The sequence below is a fragment of the Rhodovulum kholense genome (genome assembly GCF_003053725.1).
GTDB lineage: Bacteria > Pseudomonadota > Alphaproteobacteria > Rhodobacterales > Rhodobacteraceae > Rhodovulum > Rhodovulum kholense.
The window spans coordinates 276,764-300,874 of sequence record NZ_QAYC01000004.1; the positions used below are offsets into that span (position 1 = coordinate 276,764).

26 protein-coding genes are annotated in these 24,111 nt (G+C 66.9%); 13 read left to right on the forward strand and 13 right to left on the reverse strand.

Translation table 11 applies throughout. The features are described from left to right. Nucleotides 1-6: 6 nt before the first annotated feature. The 3 genes from C8N38_RS07805 to C8N38_RS07815 all read left to right on the forward strand — a co-directional run bounded on the left by C8N38_RS07805 (nucleotide 7) and on the right by C8N38_RS07815 (nucleotide 2,866). On the forward strand, nucleotides 7-477 hold the full coding sequence (locus C8N38_RS07805) for an L-2-amino-thiazoline-4-carboxylic acid hydrolase (RefSeq protein ID WP_108025837.1): 471 nt from the start codon (nucleotides 7-9) through the stop codon (nucleotides 475-477). 3 nt (nucleotides 478-480) lie between these two features. Further along, nucleotides 481-1,653, forward strand: a complete 1,173-nt coding sequence (locus C8N38_RS07810; RefSeq protein ID WP_108025839.1) for a M20 aminoacylase family protein — start codon at nucleotides 481-483, stop codon at nucleotides 1,651-1,653. A gap of 115 nt (nucleotides 1,654-1,768) precedes the next feature. Next, nucleotides 1,769-2,866, forward strand: coding sequence for a transglutaminase-like domain-containing protein (locus C8N38_RS07815; RefSeq protein ID WP_108025840.1), 1,098 nt, complete (start codon nucleotides 1,769-1,771; stop codon nucleotides 2,864-2,866). A gap of 121 nt (nucleotides 2,867-2,987) precedes the next feature. Here the strand turns inward: C8N38_RS07815 and C8N38_RS07820 are convergent, their stop codons facing one another. The 7 genes from C8N38_RS07820 to C8N38_RS07850 all read right to left on the reverse strand — a co-directional run bounded on the left by C8N38_RS07820 (nucleotide 2,988) and on the right by C8N38_RS07850 (nucleotide 13,956). Continuing rightward, nucleotides 2,988-5,135 (reverse strand): putative bifunctional diguanylate cyclase/phosphodiesterase, encoded by a 2,148-nt coding sequence (locus C8N38_RS07820; RefSeq protein ID WP_158272324.1) that lies wholly within the window; start codon nucleotides 5,133-5,135, stop codon nucleotides 2,988-2,990. A gap of 308 nt (nucleotides 5,136-5,443) precedes the next feature. Beyond that, nucleotides 5,444-8,467: a chemotaxis protein CheB gene (locus C8N38_RS07825; protein WP_158272325.1), complete on the reverse strand. Its 3,024-nt coding sequence runs from the start codon at nucleotides 8,465-8,467 to the stop codon at nucleotides 5,444-5,446. Nucleotides 8,468-8,850: 383 nt separating this feature from the next. Then, the gene (locus C8N38_RS07830; RefSeq protein WP_075784071.1) at nucleotides 8,851-9,360 is read right to left on the reverse strand and encodes a CarD family transcriptional regulator; all 510 of its coding nucleotides are present in this window, start codon (nucleotides 9,358-9,360) and stop codon (nucleotides 8,851-8,853) included. A gap of 274 nt (nucleotides 9,361-9,634) precedes the next feature. Further along, nucleotides 9,635-9,973 carry a ferredoxin FdxA gene (gene fdxA, locus C8N38_RS07835; protein ID WP_108025846.1) on the reverse strand — a complete coding sequence of 113 codons (339 nt, stop codon included), beginning with the start codon at nucleotides 9,971-9,973 and terminating at the stop codon, nucleotides 9,635-9,637. 51 nt (nucleotides 9,974-10,024) lie between these two features. Continuing rightward, nucleotides 10,025-10,402: an RNA-binding S4 domain-containing protein gene (locus tag C8N38_RS07840; protein WP_108025848.1), complete on the reverse strand. Its 378-nt coding sequence runs from the start codon at nucleotides 10,400-10,402 to the stop codon at nucleotides 10,025-10,027. Between the two features lie 6 nt (nucleotides 10,403-10,408). Next, nucleotides 10,409-13,372 (reverse strand): helicase-related protein, encoded by a 2,964-nt coding sequence (locus C8N38_RS07845; protein ID WP_108025850.1) that lies wholly within the window; start codon nucleotides 13,370-13,372, stop codon nucleotides 10,409-10,411. Nucleotides 13,373-13,395: 23 nt separating this feature from the next. Then, on the reverse strand, nucleotides 13,396-13,956 hold the full coding sequence (locus C8N38_RS07850; protein ID WP_158272326.1) for a tetratricopeptide repeat protein: 561 nt from the start codon (nucleotides 13,954-13,956) through the stop codon (nucleotides 13,396-13,398). A gap of 71 nt (nucleotides 13,957-14,027) precedes the next feature. Here C8N38_RS07850 and C8N38_RS07855 point away from each other — a divergent pair, with 71 nt between their 5' ends. After that, the gene (locus C8N38_RS07855; RefSeq protein ID WP_108025851.1) at nucleotides 14,028-14,315 is read left to right on the forward strand and encodes an SCP2 sterol-binding domain-containing protein; all 288 of its coding nucleotides are present in this window, start codon (nucleotides 14,028-14,030) and stop codon (nucleotides 14,313-14,315) included. 5 nt (nucleotides 14,316-14,320) lie between these two features. Next, nucleotides 14,321-15,271 carry an alpha/beta fold hydrolase gene (locus tag C8N38_RS07860; RefSeq protein WP_108025853.1) on the forward strand — a complete coding sequence of 317 codons (951 nt, stop codon included), beginning with the start codon at nucleotides 14,321-14,323 and terminating at the stop codon, nucleotides 15,269-15,271. Between the two features lie 30 nt (nucleotides 15,272-15,301). On the opposite strand, the gene C8N38_RS07865 is transcribed toward C8N38_RS07860, so the two are convergent. Then, nucleotides 15,302-15,529 carry a DUF1150 family protein gene (locus C8N38_RS07865; RefSeq protein ID WP_075784065.1) on the reverse strand — a complete coding sequence of 76 codons (228 nt, stop codon included), beginning with the start codon at nucleotides 15,527-15,529 and terminating at the stop codon, nucleotides 15,302-15,304. Nucleotides 15,530-15,540: 11 nt separating this feature from the next. After that, nucleotides 15,541-15,954, reverse strand: coding sequence for an Hsp20 family protein (locus C8N38_RS07870; RefSeq protein ID WP_108025855.1), 414 nt, complete (start codon nucleotides 15,952-15,954; stop codon nucleotides 15,541-15,543). A gap of 156 nt (nucleotides 15,955-16,110) precedes the next feature. On the opposite strand from C8N38_RS07870, the gene C8N38_RS07875 reads away from it, so the two are divergent. The 3 genes from C8N38_RS07875 to C8N38_RS07885 all read left to right on the forward strand — a co-directional run bounded on the left by C8N38_RS07875 (nucleotide 16,111) and on the right by C8N38_RS07885 (nucleotide 17,969). Continuing rightward, the gene (locus tag C8N38_RS07875; RefSeq protein ID WP_075784063.1) at nucleotides 16,111-16,329 is read left to right on the forward strand and encodes a YdcH family protein; all 219 of its coding nucleotides are present in this window, start codon (nucleotides 16,111-16,113) and stop codon (nucleotides 16,327-16,329) included. A gap of 64 nt (nucleotides 16,330-16,393) precedes the next feature. Continuing rightward, nucleotides 16,394-16,882, forward strand: a complete 489-nt coding sequence (gene purE, locus C8N38_RS07880; RefSeq protein WP_108025857.1) for a 5-(carboxyamino)imidazole ribonucleotide mutase — start codon at nucleotides 16,394-16,396, stop codon at nucleotides 16,880-16,882. Continuing rightward, nucleotides 16,875-17,969, forward strand: coding sequence for a 5-(carboxyamino)imidazole ribonucleotide synthase (locus C8N38_RS07885; RefSeq protein WP_108025859.1), 1,095 nt, complete (start codon nucleotides 16,875-16,877; stop codon nucleotides 17,967-17,969). Before purE ends, C8N38_RS07885 begins: the two co-directional genes overlap by 8 nt. 12 nt (nucleotides 17,970-17,981) lie before the next feature. Here C8N38_RS07885 and C8N38_RS07890 read toward each other — a convergent pair whose 3' ends face one another. Then, nucleotides 17,982-18,338: a hypothetical protein gene (locus C8N38_RS07890; protein WP_075784060.1), complete on the reverse strand. Its 357-nt coding sequence runs from the start codon at nucleotides 18,336-18,338 to the stop codon at nucleotides 17,982-17,984. Beyond that, complete coding sequence (locus tag C8N38_RS07895; RefSeq protein ID WP_108025861.1) at nucleotides 18,338-18,664, reverse strand: ElaB/YgaM/YqjD family protein; 327 nt, start codon at nucleotides 18,662-18,664, stop codon at nucleotides 18,338-18,340. The genes C8N38_RS07890 and C8N38_RS07895 overlap by 1 nt, the downstream gene beginning before the upstream one ends. A 177-nt stretch (nucleotides 18,665-18,841) precedes the next feature. On the opposite strand from C8N38_RS07895, the gene C8N38_RS07900 reads away from it, so the two are divergent. After that, the gene (locus C8N38_RS07900) at nucleotides 18,842-19,012 is read left to right on the forward strand and encodes a DUF1328 domain-containing protein (protein WP_042459606.1); all 171 of its coding nucleotides are present in this window, start codon (nucleotides 18,842-18,844) and stop codon (nucleotides 19,010-19,012) included. A gap of 136 nt (nucleotides 19,013-19,148) precedes the next feature. On the opposite strand, the gene C8N38_RS07905 is transcribed toward C8N38_RS07900, so the two are convergent. Continuing rightward, the gene (locus C8N38_RS07905) at nucleotides 19,149-19,967 is read right to left on the reverse strand and encodes a response regulator (RefSeq protein ID WP_108025863.1); all 819 of its coding nucleotides are present in this window, start codon (nucleotides 19,965-19,967) and stop codon (nucleotides 19,149-19,151) included. 120 nt (nucleotides 19,968-20,087) lie between these two features. On the opposite strand from C8N38_RS07905, the gene C8N38_RS07910 reads away from it, so the two are divergent. The 4 genes from C8N38_RS07910 to C8N38_RS07925 all read left to right on the forward strand — a co-directional run bounded on the left by C8N38_RS07910 (nucleotide 20,088) and on the right by C8N38_RS07925 (nucleotide 22,818). Next, the gene (locus C8N38_RS07910; RefSeq protein ID WP_337248276.1) at nucleotides 20,088-20,234 is read left to right on the forward strand and encodes a NepR family anti-sigma factor; all 147 of its coding nucleotides are present in this window, start codon (nucleotides 20,088-20,090) and stop codon (nucleotides 20,232-20,234) included. Nucleotides 20,235-20,281: 47 nt separating this feature from the next. After that, entirely contained in the window at nucleotides 20,282-20,785 is a 504-nt protein-coding gene (locus C8N38_RS07915; RefSeq protein ID WP_245895608.1) for an RNA polymerase sigma factor, read from the forward strand. Then, nucleotides 20,782-22,611, forward strand: coding sequence for a sensor histidine kinase (locus tag C8N38_RS07920; protein WP_108025865.1), 1,830 nt, complete (start codon nucleotides 20,782-20,784; stop codon nucleotides 22,609-22,611). The genes C8N38_RS07915 and C8N38_RS07920 overlap by 4 nt, the downstream gene beginning before the upstream one ends. Nucleotides 22,612-22,677: 66 nt before the next feature. Next, nucleotides 22,678-22,818, forward strand: a complete 141-nt coding sequence (locus tag C8N38_RS07925) for an entericidin A/B family lipoprotein (protein WP_108025867.1) — start codon at nucleotides 22,678-22,680, stop codon at nucleotides 22,816-22,818. A 65-nt stretch (nucleotides 22,819-22,883) separates the two neighbouring features. Here C8N38_RS07925 and C8N38_RS07930 read toward each other — a convergent pair whose 3' ends face one another. Then, entirely contained in the window at nucleotides 22,884-23,501 is a 618-nt protein-coding gene (locus C8N38_RS07930; protein ID WP_108025869.1) for an exopolysaccharide biosynthesis protein, read from the reverse strand. Nucleotides 23,502-24,111 lie beyond the last annotated feature (610 nt).

Below are 24,111 nucleotides of genomic sequence, written 5' to 3' on the forward strand. Positions count from 1 at the left end.
AAGAGAATGAACGACCTGCCGATCCTCGAACGCCGCCGCATCGAGGCGATGATCCTGAAACATGTCTTCGACGTGATCTCGGAACGCGCGGGCCGGGCCGAGGCCGAGGCGGTGATCGGCGAGACCTGCTCGCGCTCGGCGATCGAGCAGGGCCGGGCGCTGGCCGCCGGTCTCGACCACGCCCCGGATCTGGTGGACTACGCCGCGATCCTGCCGAACTGGACGAAGGAAGACGCGCTGGAAATCGAGCCGCTGGAGATGTCGTCGGAAAAGATGGATTTCAACGTCACCCGCTGCCGCTATGCCGAGATGTATCGCGAGATGGGGATCGGCGATATCGGCCATCTCTTGTCCTGCAACCGCGATGGCGATTTTTGCATCGGCTACAATCCCGAGATCGAGATGACCCGCACCCAGACGATCATGAAGGGCGCGACCCACTGCGATTTCCGGTATCGCATGAAGAAGAAGGACTGAAGGATGGCCGTCGAGAACTGGGTCGCAAAGCATATCTCGGAACTGGTCGAATTCCGCCACGACCTGCACCGCCATCCCGAGCTTCTGTACGATCTGCCGCGCACCTCGGCGAAGGTGGCCGAGGCGCTGCGCGCGGCGGGAGTCGACGAGGTGCATGAAGGGATCGGCAGCACCGGCGTCGTCGGCGTGATCCGGGGCCAGAGCAATGCCTCGGGGCGCATGATCGGGCTGCGCTCGGACATGGACGCGCTGCCGATCCGCGAGGAAACCGGCGCCGACTGGGCTTCGACCGTGCCGGGCAAGATGCATGCCTGCGGCCATGACGGGCACACCACCATGCTGCTGGGCGCGGCGCGGCATCTGGCCGACAGCCGGGCCTTCGACGGCACCGTGATCGTGATCTTCCAGCCCGCCGAAGAGGGGGGCGCGGGCGCGAAGGCGATGATCGAGGACGGGCTTTTCGCCCGCTGGCCCTGCGACGAGGTCTACGGGATGCACAACCGCCCCGGCCTGCCGGTCGGGCAGTTCACCATCGCGCCGGGGCCGATCATGGCCTCGGTCGACGAGGTCAGGATCACCGTTTCGGGCCGGGGCGGCCATGCCGGGCGGCCGAACACCACCATCGACCCGATGCCGGTCGCGGCGGCGGTGATCCAGGCGGTGCAGACCCTGACCTCGCGCACCATCGACCCGATCGACAGCGCGGCGGTGTCGCTGTGTTCGATCCACGGGGGCGATGCGTTCAACGTGATCCCGCAGGACATCTCGATCACCGGCACCGTGCGCAACCTGCGCGAGGAGGTGCGCAACCATATCGAGGCGCGGCTCAAGCAGATGGTCGAGGGCATCGCCGCGGCCTGCGATGCGACCGGCCGGGTCGAGTATATCCGCCACTATCCGGTGACGGTGAACCACGCGGCCCAGACCGATCTGGCCGCCACCGCCGCGCGTGCGGTCGCGGGCGAGGGCGCGGTCACGACCGACATGCCGCCGACCCTCGGGGGCGAGGATTTCTCGTTCATGCTGAACGAGGTGCCGGGCGCGCTGATCAATATCGGCAACGGGCCGAGCGAGGGCCTGCACCACCCGCGCTACGATTTCAACGACGAGGCCATCGGCTGGGGCTGTTCCTACTGGACCACGCTGGTCCGCCAGCGCCTGCCGGTCGCGGGCTGATCTCCCTTCGGCGAACGGGCGTCTGGGCAATCCCTCTGTCCGGGCTAGATCCCGCCGCATAGGCCCCCGCTTTGGCCGAGCCGGGGCCCCGGATCGGCAGGGAGGGACCTTTGCCATGACGATGAAGAGACGGGCGGTGTTGACTGCAGGGGCTGCGATGGCGCTTGGGATGGCGCTGCCGCGCCCGGCTGCGGCCCGGTTCGCCCCCGAGCCCTCGGGCTGGCGCCGGTTCGAAATCACGACCCGGCTGGCGATCCCGCGGGTGGGAAAACCGGTCCGCGCCTGGGTGCCGGTGCCCGCGATGACCGAGGGCGACTGGATGCAGGCGGGCGCCGCGCGATGGACCACCAATGCCCAGCGCGCGGGCCTCAAGACCGACGGCGCCACCGGCGCACGGTTTGTCGAGGCGGTGTGGCCCGCCGCCGACGCGCCTGCCGACCTGGTGGTCACGGCCGTTGCCTCGGCGCAGGACCGGGCCGTCGATCTGTCGCGCCCGCGGGATCTTCCGCCCCTGTCCGAGGCCGAACGCGCCCGCCACACCGCCCCGACCGCGCTGATCCCGACCGACGGCATCGTCCACGAGACGGCGATGGACATCGTCGGCGACGCGGACAGCGATCTGGAAAAGGCGCGGCGGATCTACGACTGGGTGGTCGACAGCACCGAACGCAATCCCAAGACCCGGGGCTGCGGGCTGGGCGACGTGGCATCGATGCTGAAAAGCGGCGACCTGACCGGGAAATGCGCCGATCTCAACGCGCTTTTCGTGGGGCTCGCCCGGGCCGCCGGGCTGCCGGCGCGCGATCTTTACGGCCTTCGCGTGGCGCCCTCGGCCTTTGGCTACAAGAGCCTCGGCGCGGGGTCGTCCGATGTGACCAAGGCCCAGCATTGCCGGGCGGATGTCTATCTGGACGGCTTCGGCTGGGTGCCCGCCGATCCGGCCGATGTGCGCAAGGTCGTGCTCGAGGAGCCGCCAAAGACCCTGACGCTGGCCGATCCGGAAGTGCAGGCGGTGCGTGCCGGTCTGTTCGGTGCCTGGGAGGGCAACTGGATCGCCCTCAACGCCGCCCATGACGTGACGCTGCCCGGATCGGCGAACGGGCCGCTGCCGTTCCTGATGTATCCGCAGGCCGAATCCGCCGGGCGGCGGCGCGACGAGCTGGAGCCGTCAGGCTTTGCCTATACCATCACCGTGCGCGAACTCGGCGCCTGAGGCTTCCGCGACGCGCACTACCGATGCGAAACGGGGCGGCGCGTTGCACCGCCCCGTGGGCTTGTCCGTCTTGGCCCGGACGCAGGGTCCGGGCGGGCGGTCTTCCCCGCCTCGCGCCGTCTTACGCGGCGACGAGGGATTCGAAGGCCGGGATCTCGAGCCCCGGGCTGACCAGGAAGCCCTGGCCGAAACCGCAGCCGTTCTGGGCCAGCCAGGCCAGTTGGTCTTCGTTCTCGATGCCCTCGGCCACGGTCGTCAGCTGCAGGCTTTCGGCCAGCGCCAGCATGGCGCGCACGATGCTGTCCGAGGCTCCGTCGCGGGCGTTCAGCTGGGCGATGAAGCTGCGGTCGATCTTCAGTTCGCTCGGGCGCAGCTTCTGCAGATAGGCCAGCGACGAATAGCCGGTGCCGAAATCGTCGATCGAGATCCGCACGCCCGCATCGGCCAGATTGGCGAGGTTCCGGGTGGCCTCGGTGGTGCAGTTCATCAGCCCGGTTTCGGTGATTTCCAGCAGCAGAAGCTCGGGCGGGATGTCGTGATAGTCGAGCAGCGCCAGAACCGTCGGCACCAGTTCGGTGGTCTGCAGCGACCGCGCCGAGATGTTGACCGAAATCGGAACCTGCAGGCCCCGCCGGATCCAGTCGCCCTGTTGCCGGGCGAAAAGCTTGAGCACCCGCAGGTCGAGCGCATTGTAAAGCCCGTTGGCCTCGGCCAGCGGCACGAATTCGGCCGGAGAGATGTCTCCAAGCTGCGGATCGCGCCAGCGCAAGAGCGCCTCGGCACCGACGATCCGGCCGCGGTCGGCAATGTCGAACTTGGGCTGGAACACCAGACGGAAGCTGTCCTCGCACAGGGCCTTGCGCAGCGCGCTGAACACCTGAAGGCGACGCTCGCTGGTAAAGCGGAGGCTTTCCTTGAAATGGAAGACCCGGTCGCGGCCATTCGATTTCGCGGAATACAGCGCCATGTCGGCGGCCCGCAGAAGATCCTCGGCAGTGCCTGCGTCGCGCGGATAATGGCTGAGCCCGATGCTGCAGGTCAGCAGCACGCGGGTGCCCCCGATTTCATAGGGCGAGCGGATTTCGCCCAGCGTCCGGTGCAGGATCTGTTCGGCCTCTTCCGGCGCGGCGTCGGACATGAACAGCAGGAATTCGTCGCCGCCGAACCGGCCGACGCAGGCCCGGTCGCCCATCGCCTCTTCGAGGCGGCCGGCAAAGGCCGACAGGATGGCATCGCCCACCTCGTGGCCCATGCCGTCATTGATGTCCTTGAAGGCGTCGATATCGAGAAAGCCCAGCACCAGCCCCTTGCTCGTCGGGTCGAGCTGCGCCATGGCCGAGCGCAGATGCTCGAGGAAGCACTGGCGATTGTTGAGCCCGGTCAGCGGGTCGCGATTGGCCAGGTCGTTGGCGATGCTGAACGCGGCGAACAGTTCGTTATGGCCGGCCATCAGCGCGCTGACATCGGTCGAGGTGCCGCCGACGGCAAAGACCTTGCCGCTTTCGTCGCGCAGCGGGAATTTCTGGATCAGGAAGCTGCGCCGGTTGTCCGGGGTCGGGGCGAAACTGCCATGGTTGCTGGCCGGTTTGCCCGAGATCAGCACCTCGATATCGAGCGCACGCGAGCCCAGAAGCCCGTCGAAATCGCGCCGCTGGTCGACCGACAGGCCCTTGCGGTTGCCGATCAGGGCACTGGTCGCCTGGTTGCTGAAGATCAGGTTCCCGGTCAGGTCGAAGGCGTGGAAGAGCGTCGAGGTCGCGTCGCTCAGCATCTGCCGACAGCGCAGATCGCGTTCCTGGCGGTCGTCGGCATGGCGGTCGACCAGCAGCATTTGAACCCGGTCGCCGTCATGGGCGCAGGACGGCAGCCGCGCCAGATGGGCGTGATAGGACAGATGCACCCCGTCGCCGGGGCGTCCGACATGGACGGGCACGATCGCCGTGGGCTGGGGGAAGGCTTCGGTCCGGGACTGGCTCCCGGAGAGGTAGGCATGCACGCGGCTGCGGGAATCCTGGTCCAGCATCCGGTAGATCGAGCGGTTGTAGAGGTGATCGACGGAGGGAAAGCCGAAGACCGCAGCGGCCGAGTCGTTGGCCTCGCGGACCACCCCGGCCCGGTCCAGCACGACCGCGGGCAGCGGCAGGTGTTCGAAAAGGGCGAGGTATTTCTGACGCTCCCTCTCCGAGGCGGCATGCGCCTCGAGCAACTCCTGGTTCTGAAGTTCAAGTTCGGCCTGCACCAGTTCCAGATGGTCAGCGCTGGTCTGCACGCTGCCCGGTGCCAGAATGCTCCAGTCTTCGGCCGCCGCCCGGCGCCGAACGCGGGACGGCGGCTCGGAGGGCTGGGGGGAAGCCCTCTCGAAGTCACTCGTCCCACCGCTTTCCGCAGCCGGCAGGGGAACCGGCGCATCGTGTCGTCCCATTTCTGGCACAGTCCTCGGTGCAGTCACGCCAACGGTCCGGACTGTCGTTCGACAATGCTAACGAACCATTAAACAACCTTAGCGCGACAGGGAAATCCGGCAGTGTTTTTTGAGGGTTAGCGGTCGTGACGTTGCGTCGTTTGGAGGACGCAACGTCAACCCTGTTTCATATTCCGGAACCAGGAGGTGATTTCGATGTGGCTGACCACGGCGCCGAACTCGCTTCCGGCCACGGTCGCGGCGGTCATGTAGAACCAGCGCTGTTCGCTCGGCGAATGGCAGGGGTATTCAAGCGCGAAATAAGTCTGGCTGCCCTCGAGAATCGACTTCAGCCCCTCAAGCGCGCGCAGGGCGATTCGCTGGTCTTCGGGGTCCCACGGCACCGGCTGGCCCGGCATGGGAGACCGGCAGACATCGAGATAGTTCGCGCCCGGGCCGCAGCGTTCCAGCCCGGAATCGCCATTGGCGCGGGCAAAGCGGGTCCAGGCCTTGTTGGTCAGGACGATGGTGCCGTCGAAATCCAGCACCGCGATATGTTCGGGCAGGGCGTCGATGACCCCCTGCAAGCGCGCCAGGTCGCGATAGACGGTCACGTTGGTCAGGGTGACGACCGCCCCGCGATGGCCGGAGGACTGCACCGCATAGGGCATGATCCGCACCCGGTAGAGCGCCCCGTCCTCGGCCACGGCCTCGCGCTCGAAGCTGACCTCGGTGCGGATGGTGTCGCGGATGTCGTCCAGCAGGGCGGGGTATTTCAGCCTGTGGGCGATGTCGCCCAACGGCCGCCCGACATCGCTTTCGCGCAGCTTGAAGACCGAACAGGCATCGGGCGAGAACCGGGTGATCAGCAGCGCCTCGTCGAGGAACACGGTCGCCACCCCGACGGCGCGGATCATGCTGGTCAGATCGGCGTTCAGCCGGTTCAGCATGGCCATCTTTTCCTGGTATTCGGCGTTGACCGTGTTGATCTCTTCGTTGACCGACTGCAATTCCTCGTTCGAGCTTTGCAGCTCTTCGTTCGAGGCCATCAGCTCTTCGTTGGTCGATTGCAGTTCTTCGTTCGAGGTTTCGAGTTCCTGGATCGTCGTTTGCAGATCGGCCCGGGTCGAGTCGAGCTGACGTTCGAGGATGTCGATCCGGGCCTGCGCCACCGCGGTCAGGTCGATCTGCTTCTCGCCCTCGGGCGTTGTCCGGGGCTCGCGCTCGATCTTCTCGAAGCTGAGCAGAACGCAGGCGCCAAGCTCGGAGCTTGCGAAGGGAATGGCATGCAGCCGCAGCACGCTGGCAGTGTCCTCCAGCCGCACCTCGATCTGTTCAGAGGCATGGGCCTGGGCGGTCTCGATCGCCTGATGGATCAGGACGCTGGCCATCGCCACAAGGGTCTTGGGCAGCAGCCGCACCAGTTCCAGACTGGCCGCGCCCGACCGGGTCAGCAGGAAGGGACGCAGGTCGCCGAAGAAATGGATCGCCTCAAGCTTGTCGTTGACCAGGATCGACGGCGGCGCCCAGGCGTCGAGCAGGGCGTTGATTGCCATGTCGGTCAGGCTTTCGCGCACCGGACCGCGGGTCCCGAAGGCACGCGCGCTCATCACCGGGCGGCTGTCCCTGTCAGCGGCGAACTGACGGGACTTCAGGCCGTGATCGAACGGGGTCGAGGATTTCAGCGCCGACAGGTCGAACTGTCCCGAGGGCCGCGCCGAGACCCGGACGAAGACCTTGTGCTTGGAATCGATCGGCTGGAACCCGTTCTGCAGGCTGGACAGCGTCTCGCTGCTGCCGAGGAACAGGAACCCGGCCTTGCGGATCGCGTATTGCAGCCGCAACAGCGCGTCCTTCTGGGCGTCCTGGCGGAAATAGATCAGCGTGTTGCGGCAGCTGACCAGGTCCATCCGGGTGAAGGGCGGGTTCGACAGCAGGTCGTGCCGGGCAAAGACCAGCGATTGCCGCAACTCGTTCGACACCTGCACCGTGTCGCCATTGGCGATGAAATACCGTTCCATCCGCCCGGGGCTGATCTCGGCCCCGACCGAGGCCGGATAGATGCCCGCCGAGGCGAATTGCAGGCTGTCCTGGCTGACATCGGTGGCGAACACCTTGACCATCGGCGCACGCCCGGCCCGCTGAAACGCCTCGTGCAGCAGGATCGCGATCGAATAGGCCTCTTCGCCGGTCGAGCAGCCGGCGACCCAGGCGCGCGCGGTCTGGTCGGGGCCCAGAGACTCGACGATCCGCGGGACGACGGTTTCCTCGAGCACCCGGAAGGCGTCTTCGTCACGGAAGAAGCGGGTGACGGAAATCAGCAGCTCACGGTTCAGCGCCGTGACCTCGCCCGGCGAGGACAGCATCAGGTCGACATAGCTTTGCAGATCGGGCTGGCCCAGAACCTGCATCCGCCGACCGATCCGCCGCAGGATGGTCGAGCCCTTGTAGAGCCGGTAATTGGTGCCGGTCGCGTCCTCGAGCGCCTGGAAGATCACCTCCAGCGAGTCGGTTTCGCCCGAAGATCCGTCCGATCCGGCGGCACTCTGGCCGGTCTCGGCATCCTGTTCCGGGCCGAACGGGATCTTAGGCGGGCGGCTGCGGTGTTCCAGAACCCGCCGCGCCAGGTCGCTGACCGGCAGTTCGGCATCGACCACCCCGGCGCGGCGCACGCTCATCGGCATGCCGTCGAAATTGGCCTCCTTGGTGTCCTGGATCAGGACCAGACCGCCTGCGGCATTGATCGCGATGGCGCCGCGCGTGCCGTCCGAGCCGGTGCCCGACAGCACGATGCCGCTGGCCCGGTCGCCGCAATCTTCCGCGAGGGACGAAAAGAAGATGTCGATGGGAAGCGACAATCCCTCATTGCGCGGGGCCAGCCGCAGCACACCGCGATCGATGCGCATCACCGTGCCCGGCGGGATCAGGTAGACATGGTTCGCCGCGACCCGCGTGTCGGTCTCGATCATGCTGACCGGCATCGCCGTGCGCCGCGCCAGAAGCCCTGCCATCAGGCTTTTGTGCTTGGGCGACAGGTGCTGAATCACGACAAAGGCGGCGCCGGACTCCGAGGGACAGTTTTCGAAGAAGGTCTCGAGGGCGGACAGGCCACCGGCCGAGGCACCGATGCCGACGATCGGAGGAGCGGCCTGGGGATCTGTCTCGTCGGGAAGTGACCGGGGGTCGGCTTCGGTGCCCATCAGGAATGTGTGCCCCGTTTTTTCATGTCTGCGCTTGCGGTTGCGCATTTAAATGAAGTGTTAACTTCATCCTCGCGAGGGTTCTCGCATACGACTTGCAGTTGATCAACCGGTTTCGGCTGCGGAAATTTGCAGCACTCAAGCGCGGACCCCAGGCGGGCCGGTCATGGTTCCGATTTGAAACGGAAAGCCCGGTGCCGGGACGCGGTCGTAACGTTAGGTCAGTCGTTGCGGATCGCCCGGTCCGTGCTGCGGCCGAATAGGCGCAAGCCACGGAAAAGATAGCCATGCATTGGACGGGGATGCCCGAAAACCGAAAGGCACCGACCGTGTCCCGGCCGATGCCATCGGATAGGCTGCCTTGGGCTTGGCGTACGGCGGCGTCAGGCTGCGCGCGACACCAGAACCTCGTCGACCTGCTTCTGCGCGCCGACCTCGTCCATGCCGGACACGGCCGCGACTTCGCGGGTCAGACGTTCCAGCGCGGCTTCGTACAGCTGGCGTTCGGAATAGCTCTGCTCGCGCTGGTCGTCGGCGCGGTGCAGGTCGCGCACGACCTCGGCGATCGAGATCAGGTCGCCCGAATTAATCTTCTGTTCGTATTCCTGGGCGCGGCGCGACCACATGGCCCGCTTGACCTTGGCCTTGCCCTTCAGGGTTGCCATCGCCTTCGACACCACATCGGGCGTCGAGAGCGAGCGCATGCCCACCTCGGTCGCCTTGTTGGTCGGCACGCGCAGGGTCATCTTGTCTTTCTCGAAGGAGATGACGAAAAGTTCGAGCGGGATGCCAGCGATTTCCTGCTCCTCGATCGACACGATCTTGCCCACGCCATGAGCGGGGTAGACCACGTAATCGTTGGGGCGGAACTCGGATTTCTTGGTCTTGGTCATACAGCACTTCCTCGCATGGACCGCAGGGGCAACGACAAGAAAAGGTCCGGACCTCGCGATGCCCGGCTTATCCATTTCCCTTGGCGCTGAAAAACCACCCCGCAGAAGGCGGATTCTGCGTGTGGTTTGAAGATTCGGTCTGCCATTTGTAAAGGAAGCATAACACAAAAAACGCCCCACGGAAAGCGGCATGCTGGTTCCGTTGGGGCAAGCGCATGAATGTGCGGGCAATTTCCCGCTTAAGCTGTGGGCGGCAGGGGTTAACGGCGCCCCGTCAGCCCCCGACGCCGGGCGTTTCCGAGAAATACTTGGCCCGTTTGCCGTCTTCGCCGTCGCGTGCCTCGGCTTCGGGCAGCGGGTCCTTGCGCGTGATGATGCAGGGCCAGACCTCGGCGTATTTTCGGTTGAACTCGACCCATTCGTCCATGTCGGGTTCGGTATCGGGCCGGATCGCGTCGGCCGGGCATTCCGGTTCGCACACGCCGCAGTCGATGCACTCGTCGGGATGAATCACCAGCATGTTCTCGCCCTCGTAGAAGCAATCCACGGGGCAGACCTCGACACAGTCGGTATACTTGCAGGCAATGCAGTTGTCGGTGACGACGTAAGTCATGGGCGAACTCTCGATTTTCCGATCTGGGTGGACCTAAACCACGACTGCCGATCATTCAAGCGGCGGTTTGCGGCTTCGGTCAAGGTCGCGGCGCTGTTTCTTCGTCGGACGGCCTCCACCCTCGTATTTAGGCGTTGCGGGCGGCGTTTCCTTGATCGGGGTCAAGTCCTCGTAGAGGGTGCGCGCCTCGGTCGCGGGGCCGCGTCGCTCGCCCAGCGCCAGCACCCGGACCACGCGGATCTCGTGGCCCTGGGGAAAGGTCAGCGTGTCGCCGGGGCCGATCTGCGCGGCGGGCTTGTCGGTTTTGGTGCCGTTCACGCGCACATGGGCGCCGGCCACCAGTTTGGTGGCCAGCGTGCGCGTCTTGAAGAAGCGGGCCTGCCAGAGCCACTTGTCCAGACGGAGGGTCGGACGCGGGGCCTCGGTCACGCGGGGCTACTTCTTGGTCTTCAGCCCCATCAGCGCGGCGGCGAAGGGGTTGTCGGGGTCGATGGGCTTTTCCTTGCGGGGCGGACGGGCCTCGAAGGTCTTGGGTCCGTCATGGCGCGGGCCGCCCTTGCCGCCCGGCTTGCCACCGCCGCCATGCTTGCCACCCTTGCCGCCATGCTTGCCGCCGCCCTTGCCGCCACGGCCGCGCGGGCCGTCGCCCTGCCCACGGTCCTGACCGCCCTGCGCGCCATCGCCGCGCGGACGCCCGCCGCCGGGCCGCCGCCGGGGCGCCCAGGTGAAGGTGTAGAAAACCTCCATCTCGGCGTCCTCTGCGGGTGCGGCCTCTGTTTCGGTCGCCGGTTCAGCCGCGGTCTCGGGCTCGGCATCCACCGCAGAATCGGCCCCGGTGTCCGCCACGGAATCGACGTTGGCGTCGGGCGCGGGAGAGTCGGGCGCTGCATTGGGCATCGGCTCTGTCGCGGCCTCGGAAGAGGGCGCCTCGGGCGTCGCGTCGGCAGGCTGATCGGCCGGCGCATCGGCAGCCGCCTCCGTAGGCGTATCCTTGGCCGGAGCCTCGGCGGCGGGTGCCGCCTTGACCTTGGGCCGCTCGCCCTTCTCGGCGCGGTAGCCGAGGCCCTGCATCAGATCGGCGAACTGTTCCAGCGTGGTGCCGGTGATCGACAGCATGTCGGCCTTGGCCTCGAAGCCGCCCCGGGTGTCTTCCGACCGAAGCTGGTCGGCCAGCCGTTCCAGCATGTCGATCCGGATCGCGCGGGTGCCGGCCGGGCGATAGCCCGCCAGCCGGTAGACCTCTTCGGTCACACCGGGAACCACCGGGATCGTCACCAGCCCGGGCGGCGGGCTTTCGGGGAATTCGTCCAGATTGCGCGCCAGCGACCACAGCACCAGCCGCAGACGGGTGGGCGCGGGCTTCAGCAAGAGCGGCATGAAGATCGTGAACTGGCCGAAGCGGATCCCGTGCTTGCGCAGCGCGGCGCGGGCCTCCTGGTCCAGATCCTTGACCTCCTGGGCCACGCCGTCGCGCGCCAGAACGCCCATCGCCTCGACGATGCGGAAAGCAAAGCCCCGGGTCAGCCCGGTCAGCGTCTCGTCGCGCTGCAGGTTCAGCAGCGGCTCGAACAGGGTAGCGACCCGGCGGTCGATGAAATGCTGCAGCCGCCGACGGACCTTCTCGATCACGTCGGGCCCGGCCTCCTCGTCGACGAAGGCGTCTATGCCCGGCTTCAGCGGATCGGCACCCGCCACCAGCTTGCCCACCGCATGCGCGCCCCACATCAGCCCGCCCTGCTCGGTGAAATCGAGCTCGGTATCGGGCGCGTTGTAGAAGCGGTCGGCGCGCAGGTGGAATTCGGGAGCCAGCGCCACCAGCGCCGCCTGGCGCAGGGTCTTGGCTTCATCGGGGCTGGCGGACGCATCCTGACGGAAGCGGAAGCCCTCCAGACGGCCGACGAATTGCCCCTCGACCGTCACCTCACCCTTGTCGTTCACCTCGGCCACAAGGCTCTCCTTCTGTTTCAACCGGCGGAGCAGAACGGAGGTCCGCCGGTCTACGAATCTTTGCGTCAATGCGCCGTGCAGCGCGTCCGACAGGCGGTCCTCTACCGCGCGCGTCTGTTCGCGCCAATGCGGTTCGTCGGCGACCCACCCCGTGCGCTGGGCGACATACGTCCAGGTGCGGATATAGGCCAGACGTTTCGACAACGTGTCAATGTCGCCATCTGTCCGGTCGATGCGCTTGACCTGTCGCGCCATCCAGTCGTCCGGGACCCGGCCCGCCCCGTACAGAAAGCCGAAGATCCGTTCCAGCAGACCGGCATGTTCTGCGGCCGAAATCCCCCGGAAATCCGGTATTCGGCAGACATCCCAAAGAAGTTTCACGTCCCGGGAATCGCGGATCCGGGCGCGAAGATCGGGCAGCCCCGAGAGCGATTTGAGGGCCTGCAGGTCGTCCGATTCCCGCACCCGGGTCAGCCAATCGCCCTCTGCGTGTGTCTCGAGCGCGGCAATCAGCCGCTCCGGTGTTCCGAAGTCGAGCCTGGAATTGCGCCATTGCAGCCGGGCGACCGGGTCGAACCGGTTCTCGACGATGGCCTCGGCCACCTCGGCGGGCAGCGGCCGCGCCTCGCCGGTGACGCCGAAGCTGCCGGCCTGGGTATGTCGCCCGGCGCGGCCCGCGATCTGTGCCAGCTCGTTCGGCCAGAGCGGCCGCATCCGGCGGCCGTCGAACTTGTCGAGCGCCGAGAAAGCCACATGCTTGATGTCGAGGTTGAGCCCCATGCCGATGGCGTCGGTCGCGACCAGATAATCGACGTCGCCATTCTGGTAGAGTTCGACCTGGGCGTTGCGGGTCCGGGGCGAGAGCGCCCCCATCACCACGGCGCAGCCGCCCTTCTGGCGCCGGATCAGCTCGGCGATGGCATAGACGTTCTCGACCGAAAAGCCGACGATGGCCGAACGGGGCGGCATCCGGCTGATCTTCTTGGACCCGGCATAGACCAGTTCGGAGAACCGCTCGCGCCGCATGAACTGGACCTTCGGGACCATCGCGGCGATGGCGTTGCGCATGGTGTCGGCGCCCAGAAACAGCGTTTCGTGCTGGCCGCGGGCATGAAGCAGCCGGTCGGTGAAGACATGGCCGCGTTCGGGATCGGCACAAAGCTGGATCTCGTCGATGGCCAGAAAGTCGGCGCCGGTGGCCTCGGGCATCGCCTCGACGGTGGCCACCCAGTACTGGGTGCGGTCGGGCACGATCCGTTCCTCGCCGGTGACGAGCGCTACCACCGACGGCCCCCGCAGCGCGACGATCCGGTCATAGACCTCGCGCGCGAGCAGGCGCAGAGGCAGGCCGATCACACCGGTACGGTGGGCCAGCATCCGCTCGATCGCGTAATGGGTCTTGCCGGTATTGGTGGGCCCGAGGACCGCGGTGATCCTCGACTGCGCTGTCATCCTTCAGCCCCTTCGCCCGTCGTTCAGAGGGTCCGGCCGGAGGTGACGATCTCGAGCCGGTGCACGGCCTCTTCTAGGTCAGGATCGTGGGGATGTATAGCATGGGCGGCGCGATAGGCGCCCAGCGCCGCCGCGTCGTGCCCGGTCTCTTCGAGGATGGTGCCAAGCCCGGTCAGCGCGCCGAAATGGCGGGGGTTCAGCTCCAGCGTATGGGCCAGGTCGGACAGAGCGGGCCCGTAAAGCCCCGACCGGTAATAGGCCAGCGCCCGCGAATTGTAGGCTTCGGCGAAATCGGGGGCATGATCGACCAGCGCGGTCAGATGTTCGATGGCGGTGCCGAAGGCCTCGGCCTCGATGGCATCGCGCCCGCGCTTCAGCAGAAGGTCCATCGAGGCCGACCCCGATTTCGACCATTCGGTCCAAAGCGCATCCTCGACCCGCTGCCAGTTCGGCAGGTCGGGCAGCTTCAACTCCTCCAGCAGCTCGTCGGCGCGGGCGGAATCGGCAAGGCCCCGCTCAGCGAACAGCGCTGCCGCGGAAAATACCGCCAAGGCAAGATTGAGAATGCGCAGCGTTTTGGCCATAACGTCCCCCAGAATAGCGCAACAGGCGGAAAAGGCGACATGCCCCGCAATCACAAATCGGAGGATCCCGAATGAGCGACACGCTGGACAAGGCCGTCGAGGCCCTGAACGCCAAATTGTCGGGCGGCTTCAATGGCGTTGCCAAGTTCGCCATCGAGGATACCGGCGACATCATCGTCGATTCCGACGGCGCCCATGCGGGCGATGCCGAGGCGGATGTGACGCTGTCGGCCAGCCTCGAGACCTTCCGGGCGATGATGGAGGGCGAGCTGAACCCGACCACGGCCTTCATGACCGGCAAGCTCAAGATCGAGGGCGACATGGGCAAGGCGATGCAGCTGGCCCAGATCTTCACCTGATCGCAATGGACGAGGCGCCGCTTTACGCGGAGGTGGCGGGGGGGCCCGAGGGCGGCCGCGCCTTCTGGTTGCGGACCGAGGACGGGGTGCGGATCCGGATCGGTGTCTGGGGCCGCGAGGCGCCGGCTGGCACCGTTCTGCTGTTTTGCGGCCGCACCGAATATGCCGAGAAATACGGCGCCGCGGCGGCTGCCCTTCAGGCCCGCGGCTTTGCCACGCTGGTCATCGACTGGCGCGGGCAGGGATTGGCCGACCGGACGCTTGCGAACCGCTCGTTGGGCCATGTCGCGCGGTTCGCGGATTTCCAGGCCGATGTGCGGGCGGTGCGCAAGGCCGCCGAGGCGCTGGGCCTGCCCCGGCCCTATCACATGTTGGCCCATTCGATGGGCGGCGCCATCGGATTGCGTGCGCTGATCGAGGGGCTCGACGTGGCGACGGCAGTCTTTTCGGCGCCGATGTGGGGCATTCGCATCAGTGCCGCGATCGCACCCCTGGCCTGGGCGCTGACCGGGCTTGCGCCCCGGCTGGGGCTCGGGCCGGTCCGGGTGCCCGGCACCGGGGGCACGACCTATGTGCTGGCTACGCCCTTCGAGACGAACGATCTGACCGGCGACCGCGAGATGTACGAGATGCTGCGCCGCCAGCTGACCGCGCATCCCGATCTTTCCATCGCGGGGCCGACGCTGACATGGCTGGGCGAGGCGCTGTCCGAGGCGGCTTGGCTGGCGCGGCAGCCCTCTCCGGCGGTGCCGGCCCTGACCTTCCTTGGGGGGCGCGAACGGATCGTCGATTCGGCCGCGATCCGGCGGCGCATGGCCGACTGGCCGGGTGGACGGCTCGAGCTGATCGAGGACGGGCGCCACGAGATGATGATGGAACCGCCCGCCATCCGCGACCGGCTGTTCGACCAGGCCGCGGCGCATTTCCGCGCCCAGGTTTGCGCCCAGTCCGGCTGAGCGCGGCGGCCCCCGGGGGCCGCGGCGGCGTCAGTGGACGTTGACCGGCGCCAGGTCGTTCTGGCGTGCCAGCTGAAAGGCGAGCTTGCGGTCCCGCACCAGCGCGAGACGGTCGCCATTGACGTCGTGGACGGCGTAAAGCTCGTCCAGTCCCAGGGCCTGACGCTGCACCTCTTCGGGCAGGTCGGCGACCTTGACGGGCCGCACATAGACGATGCGCTCGCCGCCTTCGGGCAGAAGATCGTATTTCTCGTTCATGACCGTTTACCTCACGCTCTGGAAATCCGGATCGTCTGGACAACGCTGTCCGGTACCGCCCGGTTCAGATCGACATGCAGAAGACCGTTTTCCATGGTCGCCCCCGTCACCTCGACCCCGTCGGCCAGCACGAAGCTGCGCTGGAACTGCCGGGCCGCGATGCCGCGATGCAGGAACACGCGCTCGGCGCAGTCCTCGACCTGACGGCCGCGGATTACCAGTTGCCGGTCCTCGACGGTGATCGCCATGTCCTCGTCGCGAAAGCCCGCGACGGCCAGCGTGATCCGGTAGCCGGTTTCCGAGGTCTGTTCGATGTTGAAGGGCGGGTAGCCTTCGTTGCCGGATTTGGCGGTCCGCTCGACAAGGCGTTCGAGTTGCTCGAATCCCAGAAGGAAGGGATACGAACCGAGGGTGAGTTTCGTCATTGGGCAAGTCCTTGAACAAGCGACCTGTAAGTTCCGGGACCCCGCATCCGCGGCGGTCCGACCCAGGATATGGGAACCGGGGCGGCTTCCCGCAAGGGCATTAAATGGCTATGTTAACACTTCAAGGAACCGCATCGACTCAGCCCCGGGAACCAGATGAACATCGCCAGCGAGATGAATTCGGACGAGGTCTTGCGCGTCAAACTGGAGGTCCTGCGGCGCGAGCACCGGGATCTCGACGACGCGATTCACGCGCTTCAGGAAAAGGGGACCGGCGACAGCCTGACCCTTAAGCGGCTGAAAAAGCAGAAGCTTGCCCTGAAGGACCGCATCGCGCTGATCGAAGATCAGCTGACGCCGGACATCATCGCCTAGCCGCATTGCGTCGCCGTCGCGCACGGTTATAGTGCCCGCTCGCGAAACGAGGGGGCCGTACCGCATGGGCGACGTGAAAGTGGGCATCATCATGGGCAGCCAGTCGGACTGGTCCACCATGAAAGAGGCAGCCGACATCCTGGACGCGCTGGAGGTGCCCTACGAGGCGCGCATCGTCTCGGCCCACCGGACGCCCGACCGGCTCTGGACCTATGGCAAGACCGCGGTCGAGCGGGGTTTGCAGGTCATCATCGCGGGCGCGGGCGGCGCGGCCCATCTGCCGGGCATGATGGCGTCGAAGACGCGGGTGCCGGTGATCGGCGTGCCGGTCCAGACCCGGGCGCTGTCGGGCGTCGACAGCCTTTATTCCATCCTGCAGATGCCCAAGGGCTTTCCGGTCGCGACCATGGCCATCGGCGCGGCGGGGGCCGCCAATGCCGGGCTGATGGCTGCGGGCATCCTCGCGCTGAACGATCCCGCTCTGGCCGACCGGCTCGACCGCTGGCGCGCCGATCTGTCGGCCTCGATCCCCGAGGTTCCGGCCGATGAGTGAACCTCGCGCCGCCGCCCCTCTCGCCCCCGGCGCCACCATCGGCATTCTCGGCGGCGGCCAGCTTGGCCGGATGCTGTCGGTCGCGGCCTCGCGGCTGGGCTTTCGCTGTCATGTCTTCGAACCCGCACCCGAGCCGCCCGCCGGTCAGGTCGCGGCCCATGTGACGACCGCGCCCTACGAGGACACGGCGGCGCTGGCGCGGTTCGCCGCCTCGGTCGATGTCGTTACCTACGAATTCGAGAACATCCCCACCGCCGCGCTCGATGCCATCGAGGCTGTTGTGCCGATCCGCCCGGGCCGGAAGGCGCTGGCCGTCAGCCAGGACCGGCTGGTCGAGAAATCCTTCCTGAACGGGCTTGGGCTGGCGACCGCGCCCTTCGCCGCGGTCGATGACGAGGTCGATCTGGCCGAGGCGCTGGACGAGATCGGCGTGCCCGGCATCCTGAAGACCCGCCGTTTCGGTTATGACGGCAAGGGGCAGGCCCGCATCATGGGCCCCGAGGACGGCCCGGCGGCGCTGGCCGACATGAGCGGCGCGCCGGCGATCTTCGAGGGTTTCGTGGAGTTTTCGTCCGAGATTTCGGTGATCGCGGCGCGGGGCGCCTCGGGCGAGGTCGCCTGTTTCGACCCGGGCGCCAACGTCCATCGCGACGGCATCCTGCGGACAACGACCGTGCCCGCGCCGCTGACCGTCGCGCAGCGCACCGATGCGGTGCTGCTGGCGGGGCGCATCCTGAATGCGCTCGATTATGTGGGGGTGATGGGGGTCGAGCTTTTCGTGACGAAAGCCGGTCTGATCGTCAACGAGATCGCGCCCCGGGTGCATAATTCCGGGCACTGGACCCAGAACGGCTGTGTCATCGACCAGTTCGAACAGCATATCCGTGCCGTTGCGGGCTGGCCGCTGGGCGACGGGGCGCGCCATTCCGACATCGTGATGGAGAACCTGATCGGGGAGGACATGGACCGCCTGCCCGATCTGGCCGCCGATCCGAAGGTCGCGCTGCATCTCTACGGCAAGACCGAAACCCGCGCGGGCCGCAAGATGGGCCATACCAATCGCTGGGTCGGCCCGGCCGCGTCCTGAACGCAGCCGGGTTTAGTGCCGCGCATCGCCGTTGGGCGCACGCGCGGCGCGACCGGCTTCCAGCCCGGCCGCAAAGCCTTCCGCCATGTGCACGAAGGGCGTGTAAGGATCGGCCGGGGCTGCGGGTCGCGCAGGCGGGCTCCGGCGCAGGCTGAGACCCCAGAAGATCAGCCCCACCCCCAGATAGGCCGCGCCGATCACGGTGGCGGCGAAGACCGCGCCATGACCGGCGCTGAGCACAAGCCACGCCGCCCCTGTCAGGAAGGCGGCGCCGACGCCCGCGCAGAGGCTGCCCGCGGTGCCGAGCGCCAGCCGGTGCGAAAAGGCCCGCGCCCGGCGTTCGGCTTCGTCGAGGGGCAGCGAGAACATCAGCGGCGACCCGTCATCAGCCCGACGAGAAAGCCGAGGCCCACGGCGATGCCCATCGCCGCGGCGGGCTGGCGGCGGACCGCATCGGCCGCCTGTTCGCCCATTTCCATCCCGCGGCTCTGCATCTCGGCGACCGTGGCCTCGCCGCGGTCGCGCAGCGCCGCCGCGCGGTTCTGCACCGTATCGCGCATGTCGTTCTTCTTGGCCGCGCTCAGATCCCCCAGCGTGCGGGCGATCTGGGCGATGTCGTCCTTCAGCGCGTCGATCTGGACCTCGAGATCCTGAACGCTGGCGCTGCCGTTCCGTGCCTGAGCCGATTGTGCCATGACGGCCTCCTTTCGGTTGCTTGGTATCGCATACGCGCAAGAAACGCCGCCGCGCCGGACAGGGTTCCGTCCGGTCGCGGCGCGATCACGCTTGCGAGAGACCCACTGTACAGGCCGGGAACCACTCGGCCCCGGCGACGTTGGGTCAGCACAACCGGACATGAAAGGAGCCTTGAAATGCTGTATTGGGCACTCGTTTTTCTTGTCGTCGCCCTGATCGCCGCCGCCTTCGGGTTCGGGGGCATCGCATCGGCCTCGGCCGGGATCGCACAGATCCTGTTCTTCGTCTTCCTCGTTCTCTTCGTCGTCGCGCTGGTGGCGCGGGCGCTGCGGGGTCGCATGCCCTAAGATGAAGACACTGAAGACTGCACGCCGCCCGCGGGCCCGCGCGGGCGGCACGAAAGACCCCGTCGGAGATCCCGGCGGGGTCGATTGTTTCAGGTCAGTCGCAGCGGATGCACCGGGTGCTCCGCCGCAAGGCAGGTCAGGCGCCGAGCGTTTCGGTGCTCGAGAAGAACATCGCCTGGCTGACGGCCGAGCGCACCTGATCCTCGGTATAGGGTTTCGAGATCAGGAAGGCAGGCTCCGGCCGCTCGCCGGTCAGCAGCCGTTCGGGGAAGGCGGTGATGAACACCACCGGGCGGTCGCCCAGCTCGGCAAGGATGTCGTTCACCGCGTCGATGCCCGAGGATTTGTCGGCCAGCTGGATGTCGGCGAGGATCAGGTCCGGCGGCGTCTGTTTCGCCAGATTGACCGCGCCGCGCCGGGTCCGGCCGATGCCGGTGACCTCGTGGCCCAGACCCTGGACGATGGCCGAGATGTCGATGGCGATGATCGCCTCGTCCTCGATGACCAGCACACGCCCGGCGATGCTGCGGGCCATCTCGTCCCGCGCGATGCCGATCAGGGCGGCGGCCTCGTCGCCCGGAATGCCCATCACGGCGCCCACCTCGTCATTGGTGAAGCCCTCGATGGAATGCAGCAAAAGCGCCTCGCGCGTATTGCGCGTCAGGGACGCCAGCCGGGATTGCGCCCGCGCCTCGATGCCCGAGACCGGTTCGGGTTCGCCGATCCGTCCGCCAGACGACGACCAGATGCCGTAGAACGCCTTGAACAGGGAGACCTTGGGCGGCAGGCCCTGTTCGAAGATCCCGCGATCTGCAAGGATCGCCTCGAGCGTCGCGATCGCATAGGCGTCGCCGCTGGTCTGGCTGCCGGTCAGCGCCCGCGCGTAGCGTCTGAGATAGGGAAGTTCCGCCCCGATCACCCGGGAAAGATCTTCAGAGGGATTTGGATGCGTCATGCGCGACCTCGAAAAAACTGTTGTTCATGGGAACCGAACGTCGCGACGGCGCGTTTGGTTCCGCAGTCTGAGAGTTAGGGCGGGCCGACCGGAATGGCAAAGAAGGACCGTAGGGGTCATATGCAAGAGCAGATCGACGAAAACTTGCGGCGCGTCTATGCGCAAGCCGTCGAGGAACAGGTCCCCGACCGGTTTCTCAAGCTGCTGGAACAGCTGCGCGGCGATGGCGAAGACGTGGCCAAGGCAAATAACGGTGACACTAAGTGAGTGCGGTGTCGGATCCCAGGGAAGAACTGGTGACCCACCTCCCGGCGATGCGGGCCTTCGCGCTCAGCCTGACCCGCAACGCCGCCACGGCCGATGACCTGGTGCAGGACGCCATAGTCAAGGCTTGGGCCAATTTCGACAAGTTCGAGGCCGGCACCAACCTGCGGGCCTGGCTGTTCACCATCCTGCGCAACACCTATTATTCGATGCACCGCAAGCGACGCCGCGAGGTCGAGGACCCGGATGGCGCGCTGGCCGCGCATCTGTCGGAAAAGCCGCATCATGACGGCCGTCTGGCGATGGAGGACTTCAAGGTCGCCTTCGCCAAGCTGCCCGACGAACAGCGCGAGGCGCTGATCCTGGTGGGGGCCGAGGGCTTTTCCTACGAAGAGGCGGCGGCCACCTGCGGCTGCGCCGTCGGCACCATCAAGAGCCGGGTGAACCGGGCGCGGGTGCGACTGGCCGAGCTGATGCATCTGAACGATACCGACGATCTGTCGATGACCGATCCGGTGACCCTGGCGGGTCTGTCGTCCAAGCGGCTCGCATGACCGACACTCTCAAGGCGCGGATCTCCGCGCGTCGCCTGACCAAGAGTCTTGCCCTCTGGCTGATCGGGGCGCTGACGGTGGCCATGCTGCCGCTGGGGCTGATCTCGGTCTCGCAGACCTCGAATGTTCTGCGCGAGACCGAGCGGCTGTCCGGGGTGGCGCTGATGGACCGGACCCAGCGCGCCGCCTCTCGGACCCAGGCGCTGATCCAGGAAGCCTTCGGTGCCGCCCGGACCGTGGCGGCGGCGAATGTGCTTTTCGAGGGCGGGGGCGTTTCCTGCGACTCGGTGCTGGCGCGGCTGGTCAAGGACAGTCCGATCTATCTTTTCGCGGGCTTCGTCGATACCGAGGGCCAGATCACCTGTTCCTCGACCGGCGAGCGGCGGCGGATTCTGGACGAATCCTATTTCCTGAACCTGCTGCGCGATCCGCAGCCGCGCGTCGACACCCGGCTGAGCGTGCCGCTGCGGGGGGCGCGGGTGGTCCGTGTCAGCGTGCCGGTCTACGAGGCCTCCGACCTGCGGGGCTTCGTGGTGATCTCGATCCCCTATGCGGCGGCCTATTATACGCTGGACGATGGCGGCGCCGAGGTCGATCTGCTGGTCTTCGACCGCGAGGGCGAGTTCCTGACCGCCGAAGCGGCCAAGCGGGATGACGGCACTGACGTCGGGCGGCTGGAGGACAGCGCGACGCCCGAGTCCTTCGAAGAGGTTCTGCCGCGCAACCGCACGCTCGATCTGCTTGCGGCCGAGGGGCGGCAGTCGTTCCGCGGCACGAACCGGCTGGGAGAGATCCGCGATTTCGCCGTGGTTCCGGTGATCGACGACCGCGTCTTCGTGATGGGCAGCTGGGCGCCCGGGCGCAACAGCCTGGTGCCGACGGCGGGCCGGACCATGGCCCTGTATTTCCCGATCCTGATGTGGGGGGCGGGAATCGTGGTGGCCTATTTCGCGGTCCACCGGCTGGTGATCCGGCATATCAAGCGGCTGCAAAGCTGGATGCGGCTTTACGCCAGCGGGCACACGGATTTCGCCCATGCCCGGCTCGATCATGCCCCGCATGAACTTGAGGTCGTGGCCGAAGCATTTCGCAGCATGACCCGGCGGCTGGCGGAACAGGACCGCGCGCTGGAAGAGGATCTGGCCGAGAAGACGATCCTGCTGAAGGAGGTCCATCACAGGGTCAAGAACAACCTCCAGCTCATCACCTCGATCATGAACATGCAGATCCGCAACGCCCGCAGCGCCGAGGCGCGGCGGCTGCTGAAACGGGTGCAGGACCGGGTGATGGCGCTGGCCGCGATCCACCGCTATCTCTACATGGCGCGCAAGCTGTCGATGGTCCGCGCCGACCGTCTGCTTGACGACATCATCCGCCAGCTGGTCGTGGTCGGCGATATCGACGGCACCGACAAGGGCGTCAAGATCGCCACCCAGTTCAGCCCGGTCGAGGTCAATCCCGACCAGTCGGTGCCGCTGTCGCTTCTGGCGACCGAGGCCGCGATCAACGCCGTCAAGTATTGCCGGCCGCCGCCCTCGGGCGGGCCCGCCTGGATCACCATGGCATTGCAGATGCTGGACGATGGCCGGGTTTGCCTGAGCGTGGTCAATTCCCGCAGCGAGGACCCCGAGCCTGCGGACGAGCCGGGCGTGACGGAAAGTTCGGGCATGGGCCGGCAGCTGATCTCGTCCTTCGCGGCGCAGCTCGATGCTGAATTCGAGGCTCATTCCGAGCCCGACCGTTACGAGGTGCACCTGACCTTCCGGCCGCTGCCGGCCTCGACCGAGGAGGAAGACGAGCCCGAGTCCGAAGAAGCGGCAGAATAAGCTGATCGCAGGGAACCCTAACGGCATGAGAGGCGTTGGCTTTCCGTAATTGAAACAGGAGGTTCCATGACCCGTATCGTTGTTTTCTGCCTGACCGCGGCTGCGCTTCTCGGGGTTGCTGCCTGCGAAACCGTCGAGGGCGCAGGCCAGGATATCGAGAAGGCCGGCGGCGCGATTTCGCAAGAGGCGCGCGAGGCTCAGAACTGATTGGCGAAAGGCGGGCTTCGGCCCGCCTTTTCGTTTTCCGCCCGGTCTCGAAACGGATCGGCGTTTCAGCCCAGAACACCCGCGATCACGGCCCCTGCCGCGACGAAGGGCGCTAGTCCGATCAGCGCCAGCAGGCCGTCGCGGGCCAGCATGGCCACCGACAGGGTCACCACAGCCGCCCCCAGCAGCGACGAGCTGAACGGTACCAGTTCCAGAAACGGCATCGAGAGCCCCGCCAGCAGGCACAGCGCCTGCAGCATCTTGACCAGCGGCGGCGTCACCAGAAACCGCAGCCGCGGCCGCGCCGCCCATTCCAGCCAGCGCGCCGGGCGGCGCAGCCAGTCGACGGCGTTGCGCGCCCGCTTGGCCCGGATCTCGCGTCGCATCAGCCAGCCGGGCGCCCAGAGATGGCGCTTGCCGATCACCATCTGCCCGGCGACCAGCGCGATCGCGAGGCCGCAAAAGCTGGAAAATCCGGGAATCCCGCTCAGCGGCGAGACCACCGCGAGCGCCGGCACCATCATCAGCGGCAGGAACGACCCGGAGCCCAGCGCCTCGAACAGGCGGCGCACGGTCACGCGGTCGCCCCGCGCAGCCTGCTCGACCGCGTCGAGGATGGTCGAGACCGGTGCCTCGCGCAGCGCGCTCGGCCCGTCATGGGTGTAGTCTTCGGTTCGGGCCATGGGGTCCTCTCGGCTTGCGGTTGCGCTTGACGGGTCGCGGTTCTTACCGGACCCGGTCACTCAACGCCCGGATGCCGGTTTCGTTCGCTGGACCGGATCGGGCCTTATTGGGGCGGTTCCATGTTCTTTTTTCGTTCTGGCGGCTTCAATCGCCGGTCTTTGAACGAAAGTCTTGATATTGAACAGAGACCGACATCTGCACGACATCGTTCCGCTTAACGGCACCTTCAGGCGTCAAAGCCAGAGTGGCATGACGGGATTACGTAAGGGAAGGTATCGGAGTCACGCCGTTGGAGAGTGCCATGCCAAACTCCGTCTCGGTGGGCCGATCCCCGCGCTGTGCGGTGCCGGTCCCCCGCGCACCGACCCGATGTGGTCCGGCTCTTTCCGGTCGGGCCCCTTTGGCAGCACCGGCAGGGGGCGAAACCGAGCGGGCCGACGGTCCGACTTGTCCGAAGATCGCCTGGACCCCTCCTGCCCCATTGCAGGCGCGTCGCCCCACTGCCCCCGACCTCGCCTTGCGCGTCCGGCAGATGGCGCAGGATCCGCACGCTGTTCGTGCGGGGCACGACCTCCGTCGCGGGGACCTGTCTTCCGAAGCGTCGGGCCG

Coding starts and splice junctions, on each gene's coding strand:
- C8N38_RS07810 (WP_108025839.1), top strand. CDS start 481: ATGGCCGTCGAGAACTGGGTCGCAAAGCATATCTCGGAACTGGTCGAA.
- C8N38_RS07830 (WP_075784071.1), bottom strand. CDS start 9,360: ATGACCAAGACCAAGAAATCCGAGTTCCGCCCCAACGATTACGTGGTC.
- C8N38_RS07815 (WP_108025840.1), top strand. CDS start 1,769: ATGACGATGAAGAGACGGGCGGTGTTGACTGCAGGGGCTGCGATGGCG.
- C8N38_RS07930 (WP_108025869.1), bottom strand. CDS start 23,501: ATGGCCCGAACCGAAGACTACACCCATGACGGGCCGAGCGCGCTGCGC.
- C8N38_RS07900 (WP_042459606.1), top strand. CDS start 18,842: ATGCTGTATTGGGCACTCGTTTTTCTTGTCGTCGCCCTGATCGCCGCC.
- C8N38_RS07875 (WP_075784063.1), top strand. CDS start 16,111: ATGAACATCGCCAGCGAGATGAATTCGGACGAGGTCTTGCGCGTCAAA.
- C8N38_RS07850 (WP_158272326.1), bottom strand. CDS start 13,956: ATGGCCAAAACGCTGCGCATTCTCAATCTTGCCTTGGCGGTATTTTCC.
- C8N38_RS07825 (WP_158272325.1), bottom strand. CDS start 8,467: ATGGGCACCGAAGCCGACCCCCGGTCACTTCCCGACGAGACAGATCCC.
- fdxA (WP_108025846.1), bottom strand. CDS start 9,973: ATGACTTACGTCGTCACCGACAACTGCATTGCCTGCAAGTATACCGAC.
- C8N38_RS07805 (WP_108025837.1), top strand. CDS start 7: ATGAACGACCTGCCGATCCTCGAACGCCGCCGCATCGAGGCGATGATC.
- C8N38_RS07855 (WP_108025851.1), top strand. CDS start 14,028: ATGAGCGACACGCTGGACAAGGCCGTCGAGGCCCTGAACGCCAAATTG.
- C8N38_RS07910 (WP_337248276.1), top strand. CDS start 20,088: ATGCAAGAGCAGATCGACGAAAACTTGCGGCGCGTCTATGCGCAAGCC.
- C8N38_RS07925 (WP_108025867.1), top strand. CDS start 22,678: ATGACCCGTATCGTTGTTTTCTGCCTGACCGCGGCTGCGCTTCTCGGG.
- purE (WP_108025857.1), top strand. CDS start 16,394: ATGGGCGACGTGAAAGTGGGCATCATCATGGGCAGCCAGTCGGACTGG.
- C8N38_RS07870 (WP_108025855.1), bottom strand. CDS start 15,954: ATGACGAAACTCACCCTCGGTTCGTATCCCTTCCTTCTGGGATTCGAG.
- C8N38_RS07920 (WP_108025865.1), top strand. CDS start 20,782: ATGACCGACACTCTCAAGGCGCGGATCTCCGCGCGTCGCCTGACCAAG.
- C8N38_RS07905 (WP_108025863.1), bottom strand. CDS start 19,967: ATGACGCATCCAAATCCCTCTGAAGATCTTTCCCGGGTGATCGGGGCG.
- C8N38_RS07845 (WP_108025850.1), bottom strand. CDS start 13,372: ATGACAGCGCAGTCGAGGATCACCGCGGTCCTCGGGCCCACCAATACC.
- C8N38_RS07915 (WP_245895608.1), top strand. CDS start 20,282: ATGCGGGCCTTCGCGCTCAGCCTGACCCGCAACGCCGCCACGGCCGAT.
- C8N38_RS07860 (WP_108025853.1), top strand. CDS start 14,321: ATGGACGAGGCGCCGCTTTACGCGGAGGTGGCGGGGGGGCCCGAGGGC.
- C8N38_RS07895 (WP_108025861.1), bottom strand. CDS start 18,664: ATGGCACAATCGGCTCAGGCACGGAACGGCAGCGCCAGCGTTCAGGAT.
- C8N38_RS07885 (WP_108025859.1), top strand. CDS start 16,875: ATGAGTGAACCTCGCGCCGCCGCCCCTCTCGCCCCCGGCGCCACCATC.
- C8N38_RS07865 (WP_075784065.1), bottom strand. CDS start 15,529: ATGAACGAGAAATACGATCTTCTGCCCGAAGGCGGCGAGCGCATCGTC.
- C8N38_RS07890 (WP_075784060.1), bottom strand. CDS start 18,338: ATGTTCTCGCTGCCCCTCGACGAAGCCGAACGCCGGGCGCGGGCCTTT.